Annotated in this window: 23 protein-coding genes; 12 read left to right on the top strand and 11 right to left on the bottom strand. The window is 76.4% G+C overall.

From position 1 onward, the window contains the following. Positions 1-6 precede the first annotated feature (6 nt). Positions 7-642, bottom strand: coding sequence for an aminotransferase class V-fold PLP-dependent enzyme (locus tag F1544_RS23550; protein WP_308470054.1), 636 nt, complete (start codon positions 640-642; stop codon positions 7-9). 53 nt (positions 643-695) lie between these two features. On the opposite strand from F1544_RS23550, the gene F1544_RS23545 reads away from it, so the two are divergent. Continuing rightward, positions 696-866, top strand: coding sequence for a hypothetical protein (locus F1544_RS23545; RefSeq protein ID WP_208971793.1), 171 nt, complete (start codon positions 696-698; stop codon positions 864-866). A gap of 170 nt (positions 867-1,036) precedes the next feature. Here the strand turns inward: F1544_RS23545 and F1544_RS23540 are convergent, their stop codons facing one another. Next, positions 1,037-1,189 (bottom strand): hypothetical protein, encoded by a 153-nt coding sequence (locus tag F1544_RS23540; RefSeq protein WP_208971792.1) that lies wholly within the window; start codon positions 1,187-1,189, stop codon positions 1,037-1,039. Positions 1,190-1,557: 368 nt separating this feature from the next. Between F1544_RS23540 and F1544_RS12950 the strand changes: the two genes are divergently transcribed. Beyond that, positions 1,558-2,781, top strand: coding sequence for a serine hydrolase domain-containing protein (locus tag F1544_RS12950; RefSeq protein ID WP_167585991.1), 1,224 nt, complete (start codon positions 1,558-1,560; stop codon positions 2,779-2,781). Between the two features lie 45 nt (positions 2,782-2,826). On the opposite strand, the gene F1544_RS12945 is transcribed toward F1544_RS12950, so the two are convergent. The 4 genes from F1544_RS12945 to F1544_RS24515 all read right to left on the bottom strand — a co-directional run bounded on the left by F1544_RS12945 (position 2,827) and on the right by F1544_RS24515 (position 6,705). After that, positions 2,827-4,266, bottom strand: a complete 1,440-nt coding sequence (locus F1544_RS12945; protein WP_167585989.1) for a serine hydrolase domain-containing protein — start codon at positions 4,264-4,266, stop codon at positions 2,827-2,829. A gap of 10 nt (positions 4,267-4,276) precedes the next feature. After that, positions 4,277-5,347, bottom strand: coding sequence for a DUF4037 domain-containing protein (locus tag F1544_RS26355; protein WP_167585987.1), 1,071 nt, complete (start codon positions 5,345-5,347; stop codon positions 4,277-4,279). Positions 5,348-5,365: 18 nt separating this feature from the next. Next, positions 5,366-6,316: a zinc-binding dehydrogenase gene (locus F1544_RS26350; protein ID WP_167585985.1), complete on the bottom strand. Its 951-nt coding sequence runs from the start codon at positions 6,314-6,316 to the stop codon at positions 5,366-5,368. A gap of 119 nt (positions 6,317-6,435) precedes the next feature. Next, a complete protein-coding gene (locus tag F1544_RS24515) occupies positions 6,436-6,705 on the bottom strand; it encodes a DUF6343 family protein (RefSeq protein ID WP_167585983.1) in 270 nt (89 codons plus the stop codon). Positions 6,706-6,843: 138 nt separating this feature from the next. On the opposite strand from F1544_RS24515, the gene F1544_RS12925 reads away from it, so the two are divergent. The 3 genes from F1544_RS12925 to F1544_RS12915 are packed head-to-tail and all read left to right on the top strand — an operon-like array spanning position 6,844 to position 8,571. Further along, positions 6,844-7,989, top strand: a complete 1,146-nt coding sequence (locus F1544_RS12925) for a TIGR03557 family F420-dependent LLM class oxidoreductase (RefSeq protein WP_167585981.1) — start codon at positions 6,844-6,846, stop codon at positions 7,987-7,989. Positions 7,990-8,049: 60 nt separating this feature from the next. Next, the gene (locus F1544_RS12920) at positions 8,050-8,337 is read left to right on the top strand and encodes a DUF2795 domain-containing protein (RefSeq protein WP_167585979.1); all 288 of its coding nucleotides are present in this window, start codon (positions 8,050-8,052) and stop codon (positions 8,335-8,337) included. A 54-nt stretch (positions 8,338-8,391) separates the two neighbouring features. Continuing rightward, positions 8,392-8,571 (top strand): hypothetical protein, encoded by a 180-nt coding sequence (locus tag F1544_RS12915; RefSeq protein WP_167585977.1) that lies wholly within the window; start codon positions 8,392-8,394, stop codon positions 8,569-8,571. A gap of 61 nt (positions 8,572-8,632) precedes the next feature. Here F1544_RS12915 and F1544_RS12910 read toward each other — a convergent pair whose 3' ends face one another. Further along, complete coding sequence (locus F1544_RS12910; RefSeq protein ID WP_167585975.1) at positions 8,633-9,022, bottom strand: phage holin family protein; 390 nt, start codon at positions 9,020-9,022, stop codon at positions 8,633-8,635. Between the two features lie 133 nt (positions 9,023-9,155). Between F1544_RS12910 and F1544_RS12905 the strand changes: the two genes are divergently transcribed. From F1544_RS12905 to F1544_RS12885, 5 genes are all read left to right on the top strand, one after another. Then, a complete protein-coding gene (locus F1544_RS12905; RefSeq protein ID WP_167585973.1) occupies positions 9,156-9,452 on the top strand; it encodes a hypothetical protein in 297 nt (98 codons plus the stop codon). A gap of 56 nt (positions 9,453-9,508) precedes the next feature. Continuing rightward, positions 9,509-9,922 (top strand): PPOX class F420-dependent oxidoreductase, encoded by a 414-nt coding sequence (locus tag F1544_RS12900; RefSeq protein WP_167585972.1) that lies wholly within the window; start codon positions 9,509-9,511, stop codon positions 9,920-9,922. Between the two features lie 50 nt (positions 9,923-9,972). After that, a complete protein-coding gene (locus tag F1544_RS12895) occupies positions 9,973-11,115 on the top strand; it encodes a glutathione-independent formaldehyde dehydrogenase (protein ID WP_167585970.1) in 1,143 nt (380 codons plus the stop codon). Positions 11,116-11,321: 206 nt separating this feature from the next. After that, positions 11,322-12,086 carry an HAD family hydrolase gene (locus F1544_RS12890; protein WP_167585968.1) on the top strand — a complete coding sequence of 255 codons (765 nt, stop codon included), beginning with the start codon at positions 11,322-11,324 and terminating at the stop codon, positions 12,084-12,086. Next, positions 12,083-14,440 carry a glycoside hydrolase family 65 protein gene (locus F1544_RS12885; RefSeq protein ID WP_167585966.1) on the top strand — a complete coding sequence of 786 codons (2,358 nt, stop codon included), beginning with the start codon at positions 12,083-12,085 and terminating at the stop codon, positions 14,438-14,440. The genes F1544_RS12890 and F1544_RS12885 overlap by 4 nt, the downstream gene beginning before the upstream one ends. Before the next feature lie 29 nt (positions 14,441-14,469). Here F1544_RS12885 and F1544_RS12880 read toward each other — a convergent pair whose 3' ends face one another. After that, a complete protein-coding gene (locus F1544_RS12880) occupies positions 14,470-15,672 on the bottom strand; it encodes an MFS transporter (RefSeq protein ID WP_208971791.1) in 1,203 nt (400 codons plus the stop codon). A 113-nt stretch (positions 15,673-15,785) separates the two neighbouring features. Continuing rightward, on the bottom strand, positions 15,786-16,523 hold the full coding sequence (locus tag F1544_RS12875) for a carbon-nitrogen hydrolase family protein (RefSeq protein WP_167585964.1): 738 nt from the start codon (positions 16,521-16,523) through the stop codon (positions 15,786-15,788). Between the two features lie 130 nt (positions 16,524-16,653). Here F1544_RS12875 and F1544_RS12870 point away from each other — a divergent pair, with 130 nt between their 5' ends. Further along, positions 16,654-16,848, top strand: a complete 195-nt coding sequence (locus F1544_RS12870) for a hypothetical protein (protein WP_167585962.1) — start codon at positions 16,654-16,656, stop codon at positions 16,846-16,848. Between the two features lie 37 nt (positions 16,849-16,885). Here F1544_RS12870 and F1544_RS12865 read toward each other — a convergent pair whose 3' ends face one another. Continuing rightward, positions 16,886-17,749, bottom strand: a complete 864-nt coding sequence (locus tag F1544_RS12865; protein WP_167585961.1) for an NAD(P)H-binding protein — start codon at positions 17,747-17,749, stop codon at positions 16,886-16,888. An 86-nt stretch (positions 17,750-17,835) separates the two neighbouring features. Between F1544_RS12865 and F1544_RS12860 the strand changes: the two genes are divergently transcribed. Further along, entirely contained in the window at positions 17,836-18,600 is a 765-nt protein-coding gene (locus F1544_RS12860; protein ID WP_167585959.1) for a TetR/AcrR family transcriptional regulator, read from the top strand. Positions 18,601-18,607: 7 nt separating this feature from the next. Here the strand turns inward: F1544_RS12860 and F1544_RS12855 are convergent, their stop codons facing one another. Continuing rightward, positions 18,608-19,243, bottom strand: a complete 636-nt coding sequence (locus F1544_RS12855; RefSeq protein WP_167585957.1) for an AAA family ATPase — start codon at positions 19,241-19,243, stop codon at positions 18,608-18,610. Position 19,244: the final 1 nt, after the last annotated feature.

Below are 19,244 nucleotides of genomic sequence, written 5' to 3'. Positions count from 1 at the left end.
TGCCGCTCAGGCGGTGGCCCAGTCCAGCAGCACGGGGACGCAGCGCTGCGCGAAGTCCTCGTAGTCGTCGGGGGTGTTGTAGGCGTGCGCGGACACCCGCAGGTACGCCGTGCCGTCGAAGGCCGTGATGGCGGTCTCGACGCCGAGCTCGGCGAGCACCCGGTCGCGCAGCACTCCCGCTTCGGCGTGCCCGCCCCGCCCGAACGGCGCGGGCAGCCGGACCAGCTGCTGCGGGCCGACGGGCATCCCGACGGCCGGCCGGTGGTCCTCGCCCGTGCGCTCGGAGAACGCCGCCGCGACCGTCGCGGCCCCGAACTCCGCCAGCTCGGCCAGGCTGCGACGCAACGACTCCCAGCCCCACGTCTGCTCGACGAACTCGAGCGCGACGGGTGCGGCGAGGTAGCTGGACTCGTCGAGGGTGCCCTGGTGGTCGAAGCGGTGCGGGAACGGCTGGTCGAAGCCCCACGAGTCGATGAGCGGGTGCAGCTGCCGGGCCAGCGGACCGCGCGCCACGAGGACGGCCGCACCGCGCGGGGCGCACGCGAACTTGTGCAGGTTCCCGACCCACACGTCGCAGGCCACGCCCGCGAGCGGGTCCGCGACGAGGGCGGGCACGTGGGCGCCGTCGACGAGGACGGCGATGCCGCGCTCCGCGGCGGCCGCGGAGATCTCCGCGACCGGCAGGAACCGCGCGGGTGGGCGAGGTGACGTGGTCGACGACGACGAGGCCCGTGCGGTCGCCGAACTCCGCGACGACCGCGGCGCACGCCTCCTCGGCGCTCGCCGCGAGCGGGACGTGGGCGCGGCGCACCGTGCCGCCGGCCCGGCGCGCGAGCCGCTCGGCCCCGGCCGTGACGGCGCCGTAGCCGTGGTCGGTCACGACGACCTCGAGGCCGGGGCGCGCGGGCAGGCTCGCGAACACGACGCTCGCGCCGCCGCTCGCGTTCGGGACGAACGCGAGGTCGTCGGCCCGGACCCCGAGGTGCGGGGCCACCCGGGCGCGCGCGGCGGCCAGCCGGGCGGGCAGCGTCGAGAATCACGTCTGCGGCGAGGCCTCCAGCTCGGCCCGCAGCCGCGCCTGCGCCTCCTGGGCCACCCGCGGGACCGCCCCGAACGAGCCGTGGTTGAGGTGCCGCAGGGCCGGGTCCAGCGTCCAGGCCGCCGCCGCCGGGCGCCCGTCGGGCAGCACCGCCCCGGCCGGGGCGGGACGCGGGGGTGCGGGCGACAGGGGCGCTGGGGTTGCGGGCGGCGGTGCGGCGGTGCGGCGGTCTCCTCGGGGTGGCGGTCCGCCGACCCTAGGGGCTGCAGTCGGGGGCCCGGCGTGCCGACACCTGACGGGAGTGACCGTTTCCGACCATGTCCCCGGGCCTCACCCCAGCCGCTTCGAGCGGCGAACCGCCGCGAGGCGACTGACGGACGGTCACCGGCGGACCGGCCACCTCGCCCCCGGGCGGGGTGGCCGTCTCCGCGTCCGGCACGGGCGACCCGTGAGGAGTTCACGGATCCTCGTGCGCCGCGGCACGGGTCCCCGCCCCGGGCCGCGGGCAGGCTCGGGGCATGGACCTCCCCGCGTGGAACCCCGGCCGGATCCTCCGTCCTGCGACCGCCGGCGCCGCGGCCGCGGTGCTCCTGCTGGCGGGCTGCTCCCCCGCGACCGCGGGTGACGGCACCCCCTCGGCGACCTCCACCACTCCGCCCGCCACCACCCCGCCCACCACCACCACCCCGGCCGCCGCACCGCTGCCCGCCGACGTCCGCGCGGCCCTGGACGCCCTCGTCGCGGCCGGCGCCGTGGGCGCGGTCGCGGACGTCCGCGACGGCGACCGGGTGTCCAGCGGCGCCGCCGGGATCGCCGACCGCACGAGCGGGGCTCCCGCCACGGTCGACGCGCCGGTCCGGATCGCGAGCACCACGAAGGCCGTGGTCGCCACCGTCGTCGTGCAGCTCGCGGAGGAGGGCCGCTTCGGCCTCGACGACCCGGTGGACGCCGTCCTGCCCGGGGTGCTGCCGCCCGAGCGGGGCGTGACCGTGCGCCAGCTGCTCGACCACACGAGCGGCCTGCCGAGCTCGAGCGCGCTCGACGGCTCCACCGCGCAGGAGCTGACGGCCGCGGTCGCCCACCGCTGGAGCGACGAGGAGCTCGTGGCCGACGCGCTGCGCCGGCCGTGGACGGCCGCGCCCGGCACGCGGTTCTCCTACTCCAACGAGAACTACGTCGTCCTCGGGATGCTCGTGCGCCACGTGACCGGGCAGGATCTCCCGGAGGTGCTGCGAGACAGGGTGTTCGGGCCCGCGGGGATGACGGCGACGGAGTTCCCGACCACGACGGCGATGCCCGGGGACGCCCTGCGCGGCTACCTGTTCACCGGCCCGGACCCGGCCGGTGGCGCCGTCGACACCACGGTGCAGGAACCGTCGGTGTGGTCCGCGGGCGCGGCCCTCGTCTCCACCGCGGGCGACGTCTCGCGGTTCTTCCGCGCCCTGTTCTCCCACCGGCTCGTCTCACCCGCCGGGGTCGCGGCGATGCAGGAGATCGGCGTCGAGGGCTACGGCCTGGGCCTGCTGGCCGGCGGCGACGCGTGCGGCGCCGTCCCGCCGGAGCTGGTGTTCGGCCAGCGCGGCAACGGGATCGGCTACCGCTCGATCTCGCTGTCCTCCCCCGACGGGCGGCGGCAGACGACCCTGGTCTGGACGGGCACGGCCACCGACCCGGCCGCCGACCCCCTGGAGCGGCCGATGAACGCGGTCCTCGTCGCGGGGCTCGCGAGCACGTGCCCGTGAACCCCCCAGTGGGAGGACCCGCGACGGGTCCTCCCGCGGGGCGGGTCAGCCGCGGACGGGGGACCTCAGGTGCCACAGGGGGCTGGCGTGCAGGGGCTGCGTCGCCCACGCCGTGGTGAACGTGCGCCCGTCGAGCGTCAGGACCAGCACCAGCCGGTGCGGCGTCTCGAGGAACTGCACGGCGACCTCCAGCGCGCCGTCCGCGCGCCACCCGCCGCTCACCGCGACCGGCACGGCGAGGCCGTCGGGGCCCTGCGGTGCGGAGACGACCCACTCCCCCGTGCCGAGACCCGCCTCGAGGCGGACGTCGCCCTCGGCCAGGACGAGGGTCCAGCCGTCCGCCCCGCCGTCGAGCAGGACCTGCTGCGGTGCGGGCCCGGGGGCGCTCGCGTCGGCCGGCGCGAAGGCGCCCGCCCACGCGGCCGCGTCGTCGGGGGCGCTCGTCAGCGCCGCACCCGGCGCGGGCAGGGCGAGTGCCGCGAGCCGGGACGCCAGCGCGGTCTCGGCCGCCTCGTCGGGCTCCAGCGCGGCGTCGGCGAAGGCGGGGACGAGGTGCTCCCAGACGGCGCGGAGCTGGGCCTGCGTGTCCGTGGCCGCCGTCGTCATGGCGACGACGGCGTCGTGCTCGGGCAGGACGAGGCAGAACTGCCCGTAGGCCCCGTCGCCGCGGTAGCCGTGCGTGGACAGCCAGAACTGGAAGCCGTACCCGAGCGCCCAGTCCGGGTTCTCCTCCGCGGCGGTGCTGATGTGGGCCCGCGTGGCCTCCTCGACGTAGGCCGCGGGCAGCAGCTGCCGGCCCTGCCACTCGCCGCGCTGCAGGTACAGCTGACCGACGGCCGCGATCGCCTCGGTCGGGGCGTGCAGGCCCGAGTAGCCGATCTCGCGCCCCGAGGCGTCGCGCTGCCAGCCGACCTCGCCGATGCCCAGCGGGTCGAACAGCCGGGGCCGCAGGTACTCCGTCAGCGGCTGCCCGGTGACGCGCTGGACGATCGCCGCGAGGGCGAAGGTGCACGGCTGGTTGTAGGTGAACACGGTGCCCGGGTCCTGCTCGGGCGGCAGGCGCAGGAACCCGCGGACCAGGTCCGCCGGGTCCTCGCGGTGCGCGGCCTCGACCATCTCCTGCCGGTGCCCGCTGGCCATCGCGGCGACGTCGCGGATCCGCATCGAGCGGCTGCGCGGGTCGGTGACCTCGGCGTCGAGCTCCGGGAAGTGCGAGAGCACGGTGTCGTCGAGCGTGAGCAGGCCCTCGGCGGCGGCGAGGCCGACCGCGGTGGACGTCACGCTCTTGCTGAACGAGTAGAGGAGGTGGGGGCGCTCGGCCGTGTAGGGGGCCCACCACCCCTCGGCGACGACGTGGCCGTGCCGCAGCACGACCAAGCCGTGGGGTTCGATCCCCGGGGTGGCCTCGAGGGCGTCGAGGAGGGCGTCGATGCCGCGGGCGTCGACGCCCTGGGCGGCCGGACCGCTGCGCTGGAGCTCCGTCACGCAGGTGAGGCTAGGGCCTGTCCCCTCCCCCGCCCCCGGGGGCGCGCCCCACCCCGCCCGCCGCCGCCCACAGCAGCGCGCCGCGGCGCTCGGTCGCGACGAGGACGTCGACGTTGTCGACGCACTGCTCGAGCGACCCGACGCCCGGGGGCAGCGCGCGCAGCTGCGGGTCGCGCAGGTCCGCGCGGAGCCGGGCCACCACGTCGTCGGCGACCCCGCGGTAGGGCCGGTCGTGGAAGGGCTCCGTGGCCCGCTCCGGCGCCGGCAGGCCCGCGGCGCGCTGCACCCCCAGCAGGTCCTCGAGCGCCGCGACGAGGGCGGCCTCGCGCTCGGGCCAGCGCTCCGCCCGCACGGCCGCGGACAGCAGCGGTCCCACGGCGCCCGCGCGGGGCAGCCGGTCGAAGAGGGTGCCCGTCCACTTCGCGTAGGGCGGCCACGTGCGCTCCAGCAGGAACCCGAGGTGCACCGCGACCCGGGCCAGGCGGGCCGTGATGAGCCGTGAGCCCAGGTCGTCGCCGCGCTCGGCGGTGCGCCCCACGAAGGGCAGCTCCTGCTGCAGCCGCACCCAGTCGCAGGCCACGACGTGGCGCCACACCTCGTCGGGGTACCAGGTCAGGCGCTCGCGCAGCCGGGTCAGCTCCCCCGCGGTGTCGGTGAGGACCGGACCGGCGGTGACCTCCAGCACGGCCTGCCCCGTGAGGCTCAGCCAGTCCAGCGCGTCCCAGGGCCCCGTGGCGTCCAGGCCGAGGCGGGCGGTGGCCACGCCGGCGACGGTGGAGACCTCGACCCGGTGCCGCGCCGTGGGGTCCGACGTCGTGGCGAAGCGCGCCGGGTGCCCGGCCACCTCGGCGGGCAGCTCCGCGGCCAGGGCCTCGTCCACGGGGCCGACGTGGCCGGGCGGCACGAGCAGCGTCAGCCGCAGGCCCCAGTCGTGGTCGCGGGAGACCTCGTCGTCCAGGCCGAGGACGTCCGAGCCCGCGCCCCACCGCCCCGCGGCGTGGGGCAGCTCCGGCCAGTGCCGGTCGAGCAGCGGGCGGACGGCGCGGGCGTAGTACACCGCCGCCAGCTCGGCCCCGCGCACGTCCGTCCCCGCTCCGCGTCAGGGCAGCAGGACGACGCGGCCCAGCGGGTGGTGCTCGTCGACGTCGGCGTAGGCCTCGCGCACCGACTCCAGGGGGTAGGTGCCCGCGATCGGCACCTGCAGGCGACCAGTCGCGACGAGCTCGGCCAGCTCGGCCAGCACGTCCTGCGCCACGGGGCCGCCGACGACGACGAGGCCGCCACCGACGTCCCGGCCGTCGCCCGCACCCGCCGCGACGGTGGTGACCGTGCGGTGCGCCGGGACCCCGAGGGCGTCCGCGACGTCGGCGCCGCTCCCGCCGAGGGTGTCCACGAAGGCGTCCACGCCCTCGGGTGCCGCGGCCGCCAGCCGCCGGGCCAGGTCGGCCGCGGGCTCCCCCTCGGGGCCCGCCGGGCCGACGGCGTCCATGCCGTGGGCCAGGAGCCAGTCGTGGTGCTCGGGCGCGGCGACGCCGATGACGCGGGCCCCGCACAGGCGCGCGAGCTGGACGACGAAGGACCCGACGTCGGTGCAGGCCCCGGCGACGACGACGGTGTCCCCGTCGCGCACCCCCGCGGCGTGCACGCAGGCGGAGGCCGCGGCGCCCGCGACGCACAGCGAGCCCGCGACCTCCCAGGACAGGTCCGCGGGCTTGCGGACCACGTGCCCGGCCGGCACGACGACGGCGTCGGCCTGCCCGGCGAGGGTGTCGCTGAACCCCAGCACCTCGTCGCCGACCTGGACGTCCTCGACTCCGCGACCCAGCGCCGTGACCACGCCGGCGAAGTCGCTCCCGCCACCGGGGAAGGCGCCCGGGTAGAGCAGCGCGGTGGCCGGCGGGAGGGGGCGGGCCGTGGCGGGCGGCGCCCCGGTGATGCCGGCGGCGCGGACCGTCACCCGCACCTCGCCGGGCCCGGGCGCGGCGAGGTCGACGTCGACGACGTGCGGAGCTGCGGCGGCGGGACCGCCGAACTCGACTGCTCTGCTCACGTGCGACCTCCTCGTCGTCCGGTCGCCCGCCGTGGGAACCGGGTGCGCAGCCTGTGCGAGAGCGGGGCGGGGCGTCAACCCGGCCGTCGGCGGACCGTCACGACCCGGCTGCGCGACGGTCACCCCCGGCGCCGCAGCCGCCGTCCGACGACGACGAGGTCCGCGAGCGCCGCGAGCGCGAGGACGGCCAGCACCCACCCCGGCGCCCGCGCGCCGCCCGGGGGTGGGTCCGCGGTGAACCAGAGCACGGCGAGGACGGTGCACACCACGAGCCCGAAGGCCGCGAGGAGCAGTCGCAGGCGCAGCGGTGACCGGGCGGTGCGCGGTTCCGTGCCGGTCCGGCCGCGGGGCTGCGCGGGGTCTGGTGCGGGAGGGAGCTGACCGGCCACGACGCCTCCCTACCCGGGGCCGGCGGCGGGAAACGCCCCCCGTGAGGCTCCCGGGGGTTTCCCGGGAGGCAGACCGGGCAGAGGCAGCGCGATGTGCCGCCCGGGCCCCGGGGGGACCGCAGCGACGAGGGAGTGGGCATGGGAGCCGACCGCACGGACACGACGGACACAGCGGGCACCGGGGGGCGCGGGCCGACCCGCCGCGGAGTGGTGGCCGGTGCGGCCACTCTGGGGACGGCGGCGCTGACCGGTGCGACCGCGGCGAGCACCGCTGCGGCGTCCGGCCGCCACGAGGGCGCAGCGCGCACCTACCCCGTGGGTTTCGTGCTGTCGCACGAGCAGTTCCGCACCCAGGACCTCGTGCGCTGGGGGTGCCAGGCGGAGGAGGCCGGCTTCGGGTACCTCTGGACGTCCGACCACGTCCAGCCGTGGCAGGACGACCAGCAGCACTCCATGCACCCGTGGATCACGCAGGGCCTGCTGAGCCAGGCGACCCGCCAGGCCACCTTCGGCACGGGGGTGACGTGCCCGACCTACCGGCACCACCCCAGCGAGGTGGCCCAGGCCTGGGCGTCGCTGGGGATCCTCGCCCCGGGACGGGTGTTCCTCGGCGTCGGCACGGGCGAGGCGCTCAACGAGAAGGCGTCGACCGGGCAGTTCGGCCCCTACGAGGAGCGGGCCGCGCGCCTCGTCGAGGCCGTGCAGCTGATCCGCGAGCTGTGGACCGGCGAGCGCACGTCCTTCCGCGGCACCTACTACACGACCGAGCAGTTCAAGCTCTACGACGTCCCCGAGGTCCCCGTGCCGATCTACCTGGCGGCGAGCGGCCCGAAGAGCGCCTACAACGCCGGCCGCCACGGCGACGGCTGGATCGGCGCGGCGAAGGACTTCTCCGACCCGGAGCTCACCGACGCCTTCGCCCGGGGCGCGGCGGACGCGGGGAAGGACCCGGACACGATGCCGAAGCTGGGTGAGCTGTTCGTGAACGTGGACGAGTTCGACCTCGAGCACGCGGCCACGCTGTGGCGCTTCACGGTCGACTCCTGGGACCCGGGACTGCTGTACGAGCCGAACCCGGTCCGCATCCAGGAGAAGGCGGCCGCGAAGTGGCCGCTGGAGCAGGTGCACCTGTCGTGGCCGAAGGGCAGCCCCGGCAACCACATCACCGCAGTGCAGCAGCTGCTGGACGCGGGGGTGACGCCGATGGTGCACTCCGGCCAGCGCGACCAGTCCCGCGTGATCGACTTCTACCGCCGGTTCGTCCTGCCGCACCTGCAGGTGTGAGCGACGAGAGGATCGAGCGGCGAGGGGAATGAGCTGCGGGGCCGCGGGTAGAGCACCCGCATGGTCACCACAGACGAGGTGCTGAACCACCTGAACGACGTCACCTACCCCGCCGGGAAGGACGACCTCCTGGCCGCGGCGCAGGGCTCGGGGGCCGGCGACGAGGTCCTCAAGGCCCTGCGGGCCGTCCCGCCGGAGGAGTACGCGAACGAGGCGGAGGTCGCGAGGTCGCTCCCGACCGCGGAGTCCGAGGACGCCCGCACCGCGGCCGAGCAGGCCCGCGGGCAGGCGCGCTCGCACGTCGCGGCGCCGGAGCGCCCGGTGCCGCCCGCCCCGACGGACTACTGACCGCCACCCGCAGCGCGGGGTCACCGGGCCTCGCGACGACCACGAGGAGGACCCATGACGAAGCCGGGGCCGAAGAAGGACGAGACGGCCGCCCAGGCCGCGGCGCAGGAGGCGCGCGAGAACGGCACGAGCCCCAGCGCCGCCGGGGTCACGACGGGCGCCTCGAAGCAGATCGACCACCACACGCACAGCGAGCGGCACGACGAACCCACGCCGCGGGGCGGCAAGTCCTGACCTGAGCGGCAGCGCCGGGTGCGGTTCGCACCCGGCGCGCGGTTCACGTCCCGCGCACGGCTCACGTCCCGGGGCGCACCGCGCGGACGTCCTCGCGCAGGCTCGCGATGGTCTCCTCGGGCAGGAGCGGGCCGACCTTCTTCAGCTCCTCCAGCCCGACCGCCCCCAGGGCGGCGGCACCGCCGGCGTAGAGCGTCGTGGCGACGAGGGCGGCCGCCGGCTTCGGCAGGAACGTGCCCAGGGTCCGCACGAGGAGCGCCGCCGACGTGCCCGCCGCGAGGGCACCGAGGACGCCCGCGCCACCGAGCATCGCTGCGCCCCGCGACGCCTCGCGGGCCTTGGCCAGGAGTTCCTGCTGCCCCTTGCGCAGCTCGTCGCGCACGAGCCGGGCGGTGTCGGAGGTCAGGTCGTCCACGAGCTGTCCTGCGGTGCGGTTCGGCTGGTCGGTCACGGTGCGTCTCCTCGGGTGGGTCGGGTCGGCGATCACCGCTCCTCCTGCCCGATCCGCGCACCCTGAAACTCCGGCGGGGGCGCGCCGGAACCCCGGCGGGCGCCGGCCGGGAACGCGAGGCACGCTGGGCCCCATGACGACTCGCCCCGTGACCGTGGACATCTCGCTCGTGCAGACGGAGGACCGCGACCGGTCCGAGAACCTCGTGGAACGGCTGCGCGGCGCCCTCCCGGAACTCCTCGACGTGCCCGCCCCCGCCGGCGGGGACCCGCTGACGCGCACCGGGGACGGTTCCGGGGTGACGGCGCGGGTCGCGGTCGAGGCCGCCGACGACGCCGCGGCGGACCGGCAGGCGCGAGCCGCCGTGACCGCGGCGCTGGGGCGCCTCGGCTTCGACGAGGGCGACTACCTGCTCGACGTCGTCGTCTGAACGCACCGGTGGGGCCGGTCGCGGTTGACCGGCCCGGGGACGGGTAGGGGAACGCCGTGGCTGACACCCAGGACGGACCCGACCTGCACCCCACGACGAGGGAGCTGGCGAGCGGACGCAACTTCGCCGCCATCTCGACCCTGCTGCCGAGCGGCCGCATCCAGACGCAGTACATCTGGGTGGGCGTCGACGGCGACCGGCTGTACGTGAACACCGAGGACCACCGGCAGAAGTTCCACAACCTCGAGCGCGACGCCCGCGTGACGATCGCGATCCGCGACGAGGAGAACGCCTACCGCTACGCCGAGGTGCGCGGGCGGGTCGGCGACGTCGAGCGCGGGCAGGCCGCCCGCGACCGCATCGACGAGCTGTCGCAGAAGTACGAGGGGAACCCGTACCCGCCGGAGCAGATCAAGACCGAGCGCGTCACGGTGTTCGTCGTGCCCGAGCGGCAGACGATCTCCGGCTGACGCCAACCCGCTCCGCACACCGCTGCACCCACCACCAGGAGGAACATCCCTTGAAGGCCGTCGTGTACCGAGGACCGAAGACCGTCGCCGTCGAGGAGGTGCCCGACGCCCGCGTCGAGCAGCCCACCGACGCCGTCGTCCGCATCACCACCACCAACATCTGCGGGTCGGACCTGCACATGTACGACGGCCGCAGCACGGTCGAGGAGGGCAAGGTCCTCGGTCACGAGAACATGGGCGTCGTCGAGGCCGTCGGTGCCGGTGTGACCCGGGTGAAGGTCGGCGACCGCGTCTCGGTGCCCTTCAACATCGCCTGCGGCACCTGCCGCAACTGCCTGCACGGCTGGACCTCGTTCTGCACGCACGTGAACCCCATCGAGGGCATGGACGGCGCGGCCTACGGCTACGCCAACATGGGCCCCTACGACGGCGGCCAGGCCGAGTTCCTGCGGATCCCGTTCGCGGACTTCAACCTGCTCGAACTGCCCGCGGGCACGGAGCACGAGAACGACTTCACCATGCTGTCGGACGTGTTCCCCACGGGCTGGCACGGCGTCGAGCTCTCCGGCATGGTCCCGGGCGACGACGTCGCGGTGTTCGGCGCCGGGCCCGTCGGCCTGATGGCCGCGCACAGCGCCCTCATCAAGGGGGCGGCGCGCGTGTTCGTCGTGGACAAGGAGGCCGACCGCCTCGGCCTCGCGGCCCGGTTCGGCGCGATCCCCGTCGACTTCTCCACCGCGGACCCCGTCGAGCAGATCATGGAGCAGACGGAGGGCCGCGGCACCGACCGCGGCGTGGAGGCCGTCGGCTACCAGGCCCACGACTCCTCCGGCGACGAGCACCCCGAGATGGTGCTGGACAACCTCGTGAAGGTCGTCCGCACCACCGGCGGGATCGGCGTCGTCGGCGTCTACAACCCCTCCGACCCCGGTGCGGCGGACGAGGGCGCGAAGGAGGGCCGGATCGGCTTCGACTACGGCACCTTCTTCACCAAGGGCCAGTCGATGGGCACCGGCCAGGCGCCCGTGATGCGCTACAACCGGCAGCTGCGCGACCTCATCGTCGCCGGCCGCGCGACGCCGGGGATCATCGTCTCCCACGAGCTGCCGCTCGAGCAGGCACCCGAGGGCTACAGGAACTTCGACGACCGCGTCGACGGGTGGACCAAGGTCCTGCTGCACCCCTCGGCCTGAGCGGAGGGCGAGGGGTCCGTCCCCCGCTGCTCCCGCACGCTCCGGCGGCACCGCCCGGCCGTCCCTGGACGGTGCCGCCGCCGCGCTGCGACGGGTCGGGGCCGGGCGCGACGGACCACCGCTGGGCAGGGCCGGGCCCGCGCTCCTAGGCTCCCCCGTGCCCGGGGCTCCTCCCGGCGCGGACCGGTCGAAGGGACGACGACGTGGTGCTGGGACTGCCCGAGGGGACGAGGGCCTGCCTGTTCGACCTGGACGGCGTGCTGACGAACACGGCCGCGCTGCACGACGCGGCGTGGAAGGCCACCTTCGACGAGCACCTGCGCGAGCGGGCGCAGCGCGACGGCTCGGAGTTCACGCCGTTCGACCCCGACGCCGACTACGCGACGTTCGTCGACGGCAAGCCGCGCGACGCCGGCGTCCGCGACTTCCTGGCCAGCCGGGGCATCACCCTCCCGGAGGGGACGCCCGACGACCCCGCGGACCAGCCGTTCGACGAGGTGACGGTCGGCGGTCTCGGCAACCGCAAGAACCAGCAGCTGCTGCAGCGCATCGCCACCGACGGGGTCGAGGTGTACGAGGGCTCGCGCCGCTACCTGCGGGCCGCTCGCGACGCCGGCCTGCGGCGCGCCGTCGTGTCCTCCAGCGCGAACACCCGGCAGGTGCTCGAGGTCACCGGGCTCGCCGAGTTCATCGAGGAGCGGGTCGACGGCGTGACGCTGCGCGAGCGGCACCTGGCGGGCAAACCCGCCCCGGACACCTTCCTCGCCGGGGCCCGCGCGCTGGGCGTCGAGCCGGGCGAGGCCGCGGTGTTCGAGGACGCGCTCTCGGGCGTGGAGGCCGGCCGGGCCGGGCGCTTCGGGACGGTCGTCGGAGTGGACCGGGTCGGGCACGCCGACGCGCTGCGCGAGCACGGCGCCGACGTCGTCGTGACCGACCTCGCGGAGCTCCTGGCCGACGGGGACGGCCGGTGATCACCCAGGACGCCTTCCCCGTCGAGGACTGGTTCGTGCGCGAGACGCGCCTGGACCGGGCGCTGCTGGGGTCGGCGGAGTCGATCTTCGCGCTGTCCAACGGGCACCTGGGCCTGCGCGGCAACCTCGACGAGGGGGAACCGCACGGGCTGCCGGGCACCTACCTCAACGGGTTCTACGAGGAGCGCCCGCTGCCCTACGCCGAGGCCGGGTACGGGTACCCGGAGCTGGGCCAGACGGTCGTGAACGTCACCAACGGCAAGCTCGTGCGCCTCCTCGTCGACGACGAGCCGTTCGACGTCCGCTACGGCCAGCTGCTCGCGCACGAGCGCGTGCTGGACCTGCGTGCGGGAACGCTGACCCGGACGGCGGACTGGATCTCCCCCGCGGGCCGGCGCGTGCGGATCCGCTCGCGGCGGCTCGTCTCCTTCGTGCAGCGGGCCGTCGCGGCCGTCGAGTTCACCGTCGAACCCGTCGACGGGCCCGCCCGGCTGACCCTGCAGTCCGAGCTCGTGGCGAACGAGCCGATGCCGCAGCGCGACGACGACCCGCGCGTCTCCGCCGCGCTGGACTCACCGCTCGTGTCGCTGGAGCACTCCAGCTCCCAGCACGGCGCGACGCTGATGCACCGCACCCGCCGCAGCGGGCTGGGGATGGCGGTCGCCATGCACAACGACGTCGAGGCGCCGGGGCGCGTCGAGGTCGAGACGACGACGGGCGAGGACTGGGCGCGCACGACCGCGGTCTCGGAGCTGGAGCCCGGTCAGCAGCTGCGCCTCGTGAAGCACCTCGGCTACGGCTGGTCGGCCCTGCGCTCGCAGCCCGCGCTGCGCGACCAGGTGGCGGGGGCCATCAGCGGGGCCCGGTTCACGGGTTTCGAGGGGTTGCTGCGGGAGCAGCGGGAGTACCTGGACGAGTTCTGGCGGGCCGCCGACGTGCTGGTGGAGGGCGACCCCGAGATCCAGCAGGCCGTCCGGTTCGCCCTCTTCCACGTCCTGCAGGCGGGGGCGCGCGCCGAGCAGCGCGGCATCCCCGCGAAGGGCCTCACCGGCCCGGGCTACGACGGGCACATCTTCTGGGACACCGAGGCGTACGTGCTGCCGGTGCTCACCTACACCGCCCCCGAGGCGGCCGCCGACGCGCTGCGCTGGCGGTGGACGACCCTGGACCGGGCGCGCCGCCGCGCCGGGGAGCTGGGCCTGCGCGGGGCGGCGTTCCCGTGGCGCACCATCGCCGGCGACGAGTCCTCGGGGTACTGGCCCGCGGGCACGGCCGCGTTCCACGTCAACGCCGACATCGCGGCCGCCGTCGAGCGCTACCGCGTCGTCACGGGTGACGCGAGCCTGGAGGCCGACGGCGGCGGGGAGGTCCTCGTCGAGACGGCGCGGCTGTGGATGTCGCTGGGCCACCACGACGCCCGGGGCCGCTGGCACCTCACGGGCGTCACGGGCCCCGACGAGTACTCCGCCCTCGTCGACGACAACGTGTTCACGAACCTCGCCGCCGCCCACAACCTCGTGGCCGCGGCCGAGGCCGTGACCCGCCACCCGGACCTCGCCCGCGCGACGGGCGCCGACCTGGAGGAGGCGGCGACCTGGCGCGACGCGGCCCGCGACGTCCACGTGCCCTACGACGACGACCTGCGCGTGCACCCGCAGGACTCGCAGTTCACGAGCCACCCGGAGTGGGACTTCGCCGCCCACCCCGACTACCCGCTGCTGCTGAACGCGCCCTACGTCGAGCTGTACCGCCGCCAGGTGGTCAAGCAGGCCGACGCGGAGTTCGCCGTGTTCTGGTTCGGGCAGCGGTTCACCGCGCAGGAGAAGGCGCGGATCGTGGACTACTACGAACCCCGCACGGTGCGTGACTCCTCCCTGTCGGCGGCCGTGCAGGCCGTGGTCACCGCCGAGGTCGGGCACCTCGAGCTCGCGCACGACTACGCCTACGAGGCGGCGAGCGTCGACCTGCGCGACCTGCACCGCAACACGGGCGACGGGCTGCACATCGCGTCGCTGGCGGGGACCTGGATCGCCCTGGTGAACGGGTTCGGGGGGCTGCGCGAGTGCGACGGCGCCCTGAGCTTCGATCCCGCTCTGCCGCAGGGGCTCACGCGGTTGCGCTTCAGCGTGCGCTGGCACGGGGCCGCCGTGCACGTCGACGTCCGCCACGACCGCGTCGAGTACCAGCTCGCGGACGACGCCGCGGGCGAGGTCGTGCTGCGCCACGCGGGCGAGGAGCTCACCCTGCGGCCCGGCGGGGCGGCGACGCGGCGCCTCCAGCCGCGCAAGCCGCTGCTGGCCACCCCGCGCCAGCCCCCGGGCCGCGCGCCCGTCCACCGGGGCCAGGGGCACTGACGGAGGACCGCTGAGGGGCGGCCGCGGGTTCACCCGGCCCGCGGCACCAGTGCGCCCCGGCGGCCGAGCGCCCAGACCGCGAGGGCGAAGGCGCTGAGGACCGCCCCGGCGACGGTCACGGCGACCCAGCCGCCGTGCGACCACAGCACGGCGGCCGCAGCCGACCCGACCGCGCCCCCGAGGAAGTTCCCCGTCACGTAGGCGGTGTTCAGGCGGCTGCGGGCCTCCGCGGAGACGGCGAACAGACGCGTCTGGTTGAAGATGCCGACGCCCTGCAGCGCGATGTCCAGGAGCAGCACCGCCACGAGCACGGCGACGATCGAGTGCCGCCCGAACCCGGCGACGGCGAAGGCGGCCAGGGCGAGGACCCACCCGGCCCCGGTGGCGGGCAGCGACCACCCGCGGTCGTGCAGCCGGCCCGCGCGCTGGGCCGCGAGCGCCCCGGCGAGACCCACCAGGCCGACGAGGCCGATCACCGCGACGGGGTAGGAGAACGGCGGGGCGCTGAGCAGGAACGTCAGCGCGGTCCAGAACATCGTGAACGCCGCGAACTGCGTGGCGCCCAGGGCGAGCGTCCAGCGCACCAGCCGCTCCCGGCGCACGACCGCGCCCACGGAGGCGATGAGCGCGGGGTAGCGCAGCCGGGTCTTCGGCGGCAGGGACGGGATCGCCCGGCGCAGCACGGCGGCGAACACGACCGCGACGACCGCGGCCAGCAGGTAGACCGCGCGCCAGCCGGCGACCTCGGCCACGAGCCCGGCGAGCGTGCGGGAGACGAGGATGCCGGTGAGGATCCCCGAGACCACGGTGCCGACCACCCGCCCGCGGGAGTCGTCGTCGGCGAGGTCGCCCGCGAGCGGGACGAGCACCTGCCCCGAGACGGTGGTGAGGCCCAGCAGGGTGATCGCCGCGAGCAGCGCCGGGAACGAGGGCGCCAGCGCGCAGGCCACGAGCGCGACCGCCGAGCACAGCAGCACGAGCGGGACGAGGCGGCGCCGGTCCACGACGTCGCCGAGCGGGACGACGAGCAGGATGCCCACGGCGTAGCCGATCTGCGTGGCCGTCACCAGCCACCCCGCGTCGGCGGTCGAGGCGCGCAGGTCGCCCGCGATGAAGTCGAGCAGCGGCTGCGCCCAGTAGAGGTTCCCCACCGCGGCCCCACCCGCCACCGCGAAGAGGAACGTGCGCCCCCGGGTCATCGTCGTCGTCCGCTGGTCGACCGGTTCGCTCACCGCACCATCCTCCCGGTTCCCCGGCCCGCCCTCCGACCGGCCTCCCCTCCGACCGGCCCGCAGACGGAGCCGAGCAGGCCTGCAGACGGAGCGGGGGCGCCGGGACCGGCGGGTCAGCCGAGGACGGCGGTCGCGACCTCGCCCGTCCCCGGGCCGCAGCCCGCCAGCACGGTCCCCTCGCCCGAGTAGACGGCCGAGGCGCCGGCGGTGCGCTCGTAGCCCCGGCCCGTGGGTCCGGCGAAGCTGGCGAAGGCGACGGGCGCCCCGCAGGCGCGGGCGATGCGCCCGGCCCGCTCCCGCTGCACCGCCAGGTCCTCCGGCACGTCCGCCAGCCCCGCCGCGAACAGGTCGACGCCCAGCGCCGCGGTGGCCTCGACGTGCTCGCTCACCCCGGTGTCGCGGCAGATCCCCAGGCCGATGCGCCAGCCGTCCACCTGCAGCACGGTCGCTCCGGGGCCGCACCCGAACCGCGCCCGCTCCTCCCCACCCGGCCACGCCTTGCGGTAGGCGACCTGCACGCCCTCTCCGGTGACCGCGACGGTGGCGATGAACTCACCCGTCCCGTCGGCGACGGGGGCACCGACCAGGGCCACCGACCCCGCCTCCCCGCACGCCTGCACCAGCGGTCGCCACGACGCGTCGGCGAGGTCCAGAGCCGGCGCCTGCAGCTCGTAGCCGGTCAGCGACATCTCCGGGAAGACGACCAGGCGCGCGGCCGCGCGGCGCACCAGGTCGGCGTGGGCGTGGGCGTTGGCGACCGGGTCCAGCGCCACGCACACCGGCTGGGCGACGGCGATGCGCAGGCTCCCGCGCCGCCCGCCCCGGCTCTCGACGTCCCCGACCACGGTCATGATCGGATGCTAGCGACGGCGACCGGGGCACCTCCCCTCGCTCCGTCGATCGCACCGGGCCCCGCCCGGGAGGTCAGGCGCGCGCCGCGCAGGCCGTCGAGCACGACGCGCAGCCGGGCCTGCGCCCCCGATGAACCCCGGGGCCGCTCGGCGCAAGCGGCACCCCGCGCAGGTCGTCGACACGGCGTTCCGCGCCCTGCGGGGGTCGGCTCCCTCCGTCGTCGACGGCCGGGCGAACCGCCTCACGGCCGCGGTGTCCACCCGCCTGCTCGGCCGCCGTTTCCGGCTGCGCGTGGCCGAGCGCATGATGCGCGACAAGGCCTGAGGCCGGCGGGTGACCGGCACCGCGCGGCCGCGCGCCGTCAGGCGGCGACCGCGGCCAGGCCGCTGAGCTCGTCGCGGACGCTGCGCGGCGCGCGGCCGAGGAGGTCCGCGAGCAGCGGGTCGGTGCCGGCGAAGAACCCCTCCCCGGCGGCGACGGAGATCGACGCCGTGAAGCGGGCCGCCCCCTCCGGCTGCCCCGCGGCGACCTGGCCGGCCACCCACGCCTCCGGGCCGACGACGACGCGCTCGACGGGCCGTCCGGCCAGCTCGGTCAGGAGCGCCGCGACGTCCTCGAAGGTCGGCGCCGCACCCGCGGTGAGCGTCAGGACGCCGTCGTGCACCCCGTCGGAGGCCAGGACCAGGGCGGCCGCCTCGGCGAGGTCCGCGCGCGACGTCCACGACACGGGGCCGTCGGCGGGCACCTCGAAGCGGCCGGTCTCGCGCCACGACCCCAGCAGCCAGCCGAGGGTGTGGGCGTAGAAGCCGTTGCGCAGCGACGTCCACGCCAGGCCCGAGTCGGCCAGCAACTGCTCCGTGGCGAAGTGGTCGCGGGCCGGGGAGAACGGGCTGGCCGGGGCCGCGCCCTGGTGGCTCGTGTAGAGGACGCGCCCCACCCCCGCGGCGACGGCGGCCTCGATCGCGGTGCGGTGCAGGGCGACCGCGTCGGCCCGGGGGTCGCTGGAGGAGACCAGGAGCAGCTGCTCGGCGCCCGCGAAGGCGGCGGGCAGGGAGGACGGGTCGGCGTAGTCGCCGTGGCGGACCTCGATCCCCCGCTCGGCGAAGGGACGGGCCTGGGCCACGTCGCGCACGGCGACCGCGATGCGGTCGGCGGGGACGCGGGCGAGCAGGTGCTCGACGGTCGCGCCGTTGAGGGCGCCGGTGGCTCCGGTGATGACGAACACGTGGTCCTCCTCGTTGTTATCGCTGATACTCAGAGAACAGTAACCTCGGAAACACCGTGGTAGCAAGGGGCCGTTAGCATCGGTCCATGGCCGGAGCACCCCACCGCCGCGACGACGCGCGCTCGACGATCGTCGAGGTCGCCGCGCACCTCCTCGCCGAGCGCGGCCCGGCCGCCCTCACCACCCGCGGGGTCGCCGAGGCGGCGGGCGTGCAGGCGCCGACGCTGTACCGGCTCTTCGGCGACAAGGACGGGCTCCTCGACGCGGTGGCCGAGCACGTGATGGCCACCTTCGTGTCCGGCAAGGCCGCGGCCGTGCAGGCGGCGACGGTGGGTGAGGTGGACGCGCTCGACGACCTGCGCGCCGGGTGGGACGCGCAGCTGGAGTTCGGCGTCGCGAACCCGACGATCTTCCGCCTGCTCAGCGATCCGGAGCGCGGATCGCGCTCCCCCGCAGCGGAGGCGGGACGGCGGGTGCTGCAGGCGCGCGTCCACCGGATCGCCGAGGCCGGCCGGCTGCGGGTCAGCGAGCGCCGCGCCGTCGACGTGGTCCAGTCCGCGGGGACGGGCACCATCCAGGTGCTGCTGTCGACGCCCGTCGCCGAGCGCGACCCGGGTCTCGGCGACAGCGTCTACGAGGCCGTGCTCCGGCAGATCGTCACCGACGTCCCCGCGGCGGCCGGGGACGGGCCCGCCGCCCCGGCGATCGCGCTGCGGGCCCTCGCCCCGGAGCTCGACGTGCTGAGCGCGGCCGAGCGGGCGCTCTTCGTGGAGTGGCTGGACCGCGTGGTCGACGCCGCGGAGGCGCCCGCGCCGTCCCCCGGTCGCCACCCCCGGCCGTCAGGTCGCTGAGCGCTCCTCACCCGCTCGCCGCGGGGGCGTGGACGACCGCGAACCCCTCCTCCCGCAGCAGGTCCGGGTCCAGCAGGGAGCGGCGGTGCGCGAAGCGGGCCAGCACGTCCTCGGGCACCCGCTCGTCGTCCGGCCGGGACGCGTTGCGCCGCAGCAGCTCCGCCAGCGGCAGGTCGGGGAGCAGGACGGCCTCGGCGGCGAGCCCGGCGTCCGCCGCGCGCCCGACGTGCTCGCGCCGCTCGGCGCGGCGCAGGTGCGTCGCGTCCGCGAGGTAGCCGGTGCCGAAGGCGGCCAGCGCGTCCCCGCGGCGCGCGGCGCGGCGCACGGCGGGCAGCGAGTAGGCCTGCGCCTCACGCGCCGGCAGCCCGGTGGCCACAGCCGCCGCCCGGAACCGCCGCCGCAGGTCGTCCAGGCTCAGGACCGCGGCGGGGTCGAGCCCCGCGGCGAGCAGTTCGCGGCGCAGGGTCGTCTTGCCCGCCGCGGGTGGGCCGACGAGCACCACCACGACCCCCGGCGCCACCCCGGGGCCCGCCACCACGGGACGCAGCACCACGAGAGGACGCGGCGCCTCGACCGTCGCGCGGACGGGGGCCGCGGCGCGCGCGTCGCAGACGGCGCAGCCGCAGCGGGGCACGGCGAGCACC

Source organism: Kineococcus rubinsiae (assembly GCF_011839805.1).
GTDB classification, from domain to species: domain Bacteria; phylum Actinomycetota; class Actinomycetes; order Actinomycetales; family Kineococcaceae; genus Kineococcus; species Kineococcus rubinsiae.
This window is presented reverse-complemented; position numbering and strand designations above follow the sequence as displayed.

Coding starts and splice junctions, on each gene's coding strand:
- F1544_RS12950 (WP_167585991.1), top strand. CDS start 1,558: ATGGACCTCCCCGCGTGGAACCCCGGCCGGATCCTCCGTCCTGCGACC.
- F1544_RS12925 (WP_167585981.1), top strand. CDS start 6,844: ATGGGAGCCGACCGCACGGACACGACGGACACAGCGGGCACCGGGGGG.
- F1544_RS12920 (WP_167585979.1), top strand. CDS start 8,050: ATGGTCACCACAGACGAGGTGCTGAACCACCTGAACGACGTCACCTAC.
- F1544_RS12915 (WP_167585977.1), top strand. CDS start 8,392: ATGACGAAGCCGGGGCCGAAGAAGGACGAGACGGCCGCCCAGGCCGCG.
- F1544_RS12905 (WP_167585973.1), top strand. CDS start 9,156: ATGACGACTCGCCCCGTGACCGTGGACATCTCGCTCGTGCAGACGGAG.
- F1544_RS12875 (WP_167585964.1), bottom strand. CDS start 16,523: ATGACCGTGGTCGGGGACGTCGAGAGCCGGGGCGGGCGGCGCGGGAGC.
- F1544_RS12870 (WP_167585962.1), top strand. CDS start 16,654: ATGAACCCCGGGGCCGCTCGGCGCAAGCGGCACCCCGCGCAGGTCGTC.
- F1544_RS12860 (WP_167585959.1), top strand. CDS start 17,836: ATGGCCGGAGCACCCCACCGCCGCGACGACGCGCGCTCGACGATCGTC.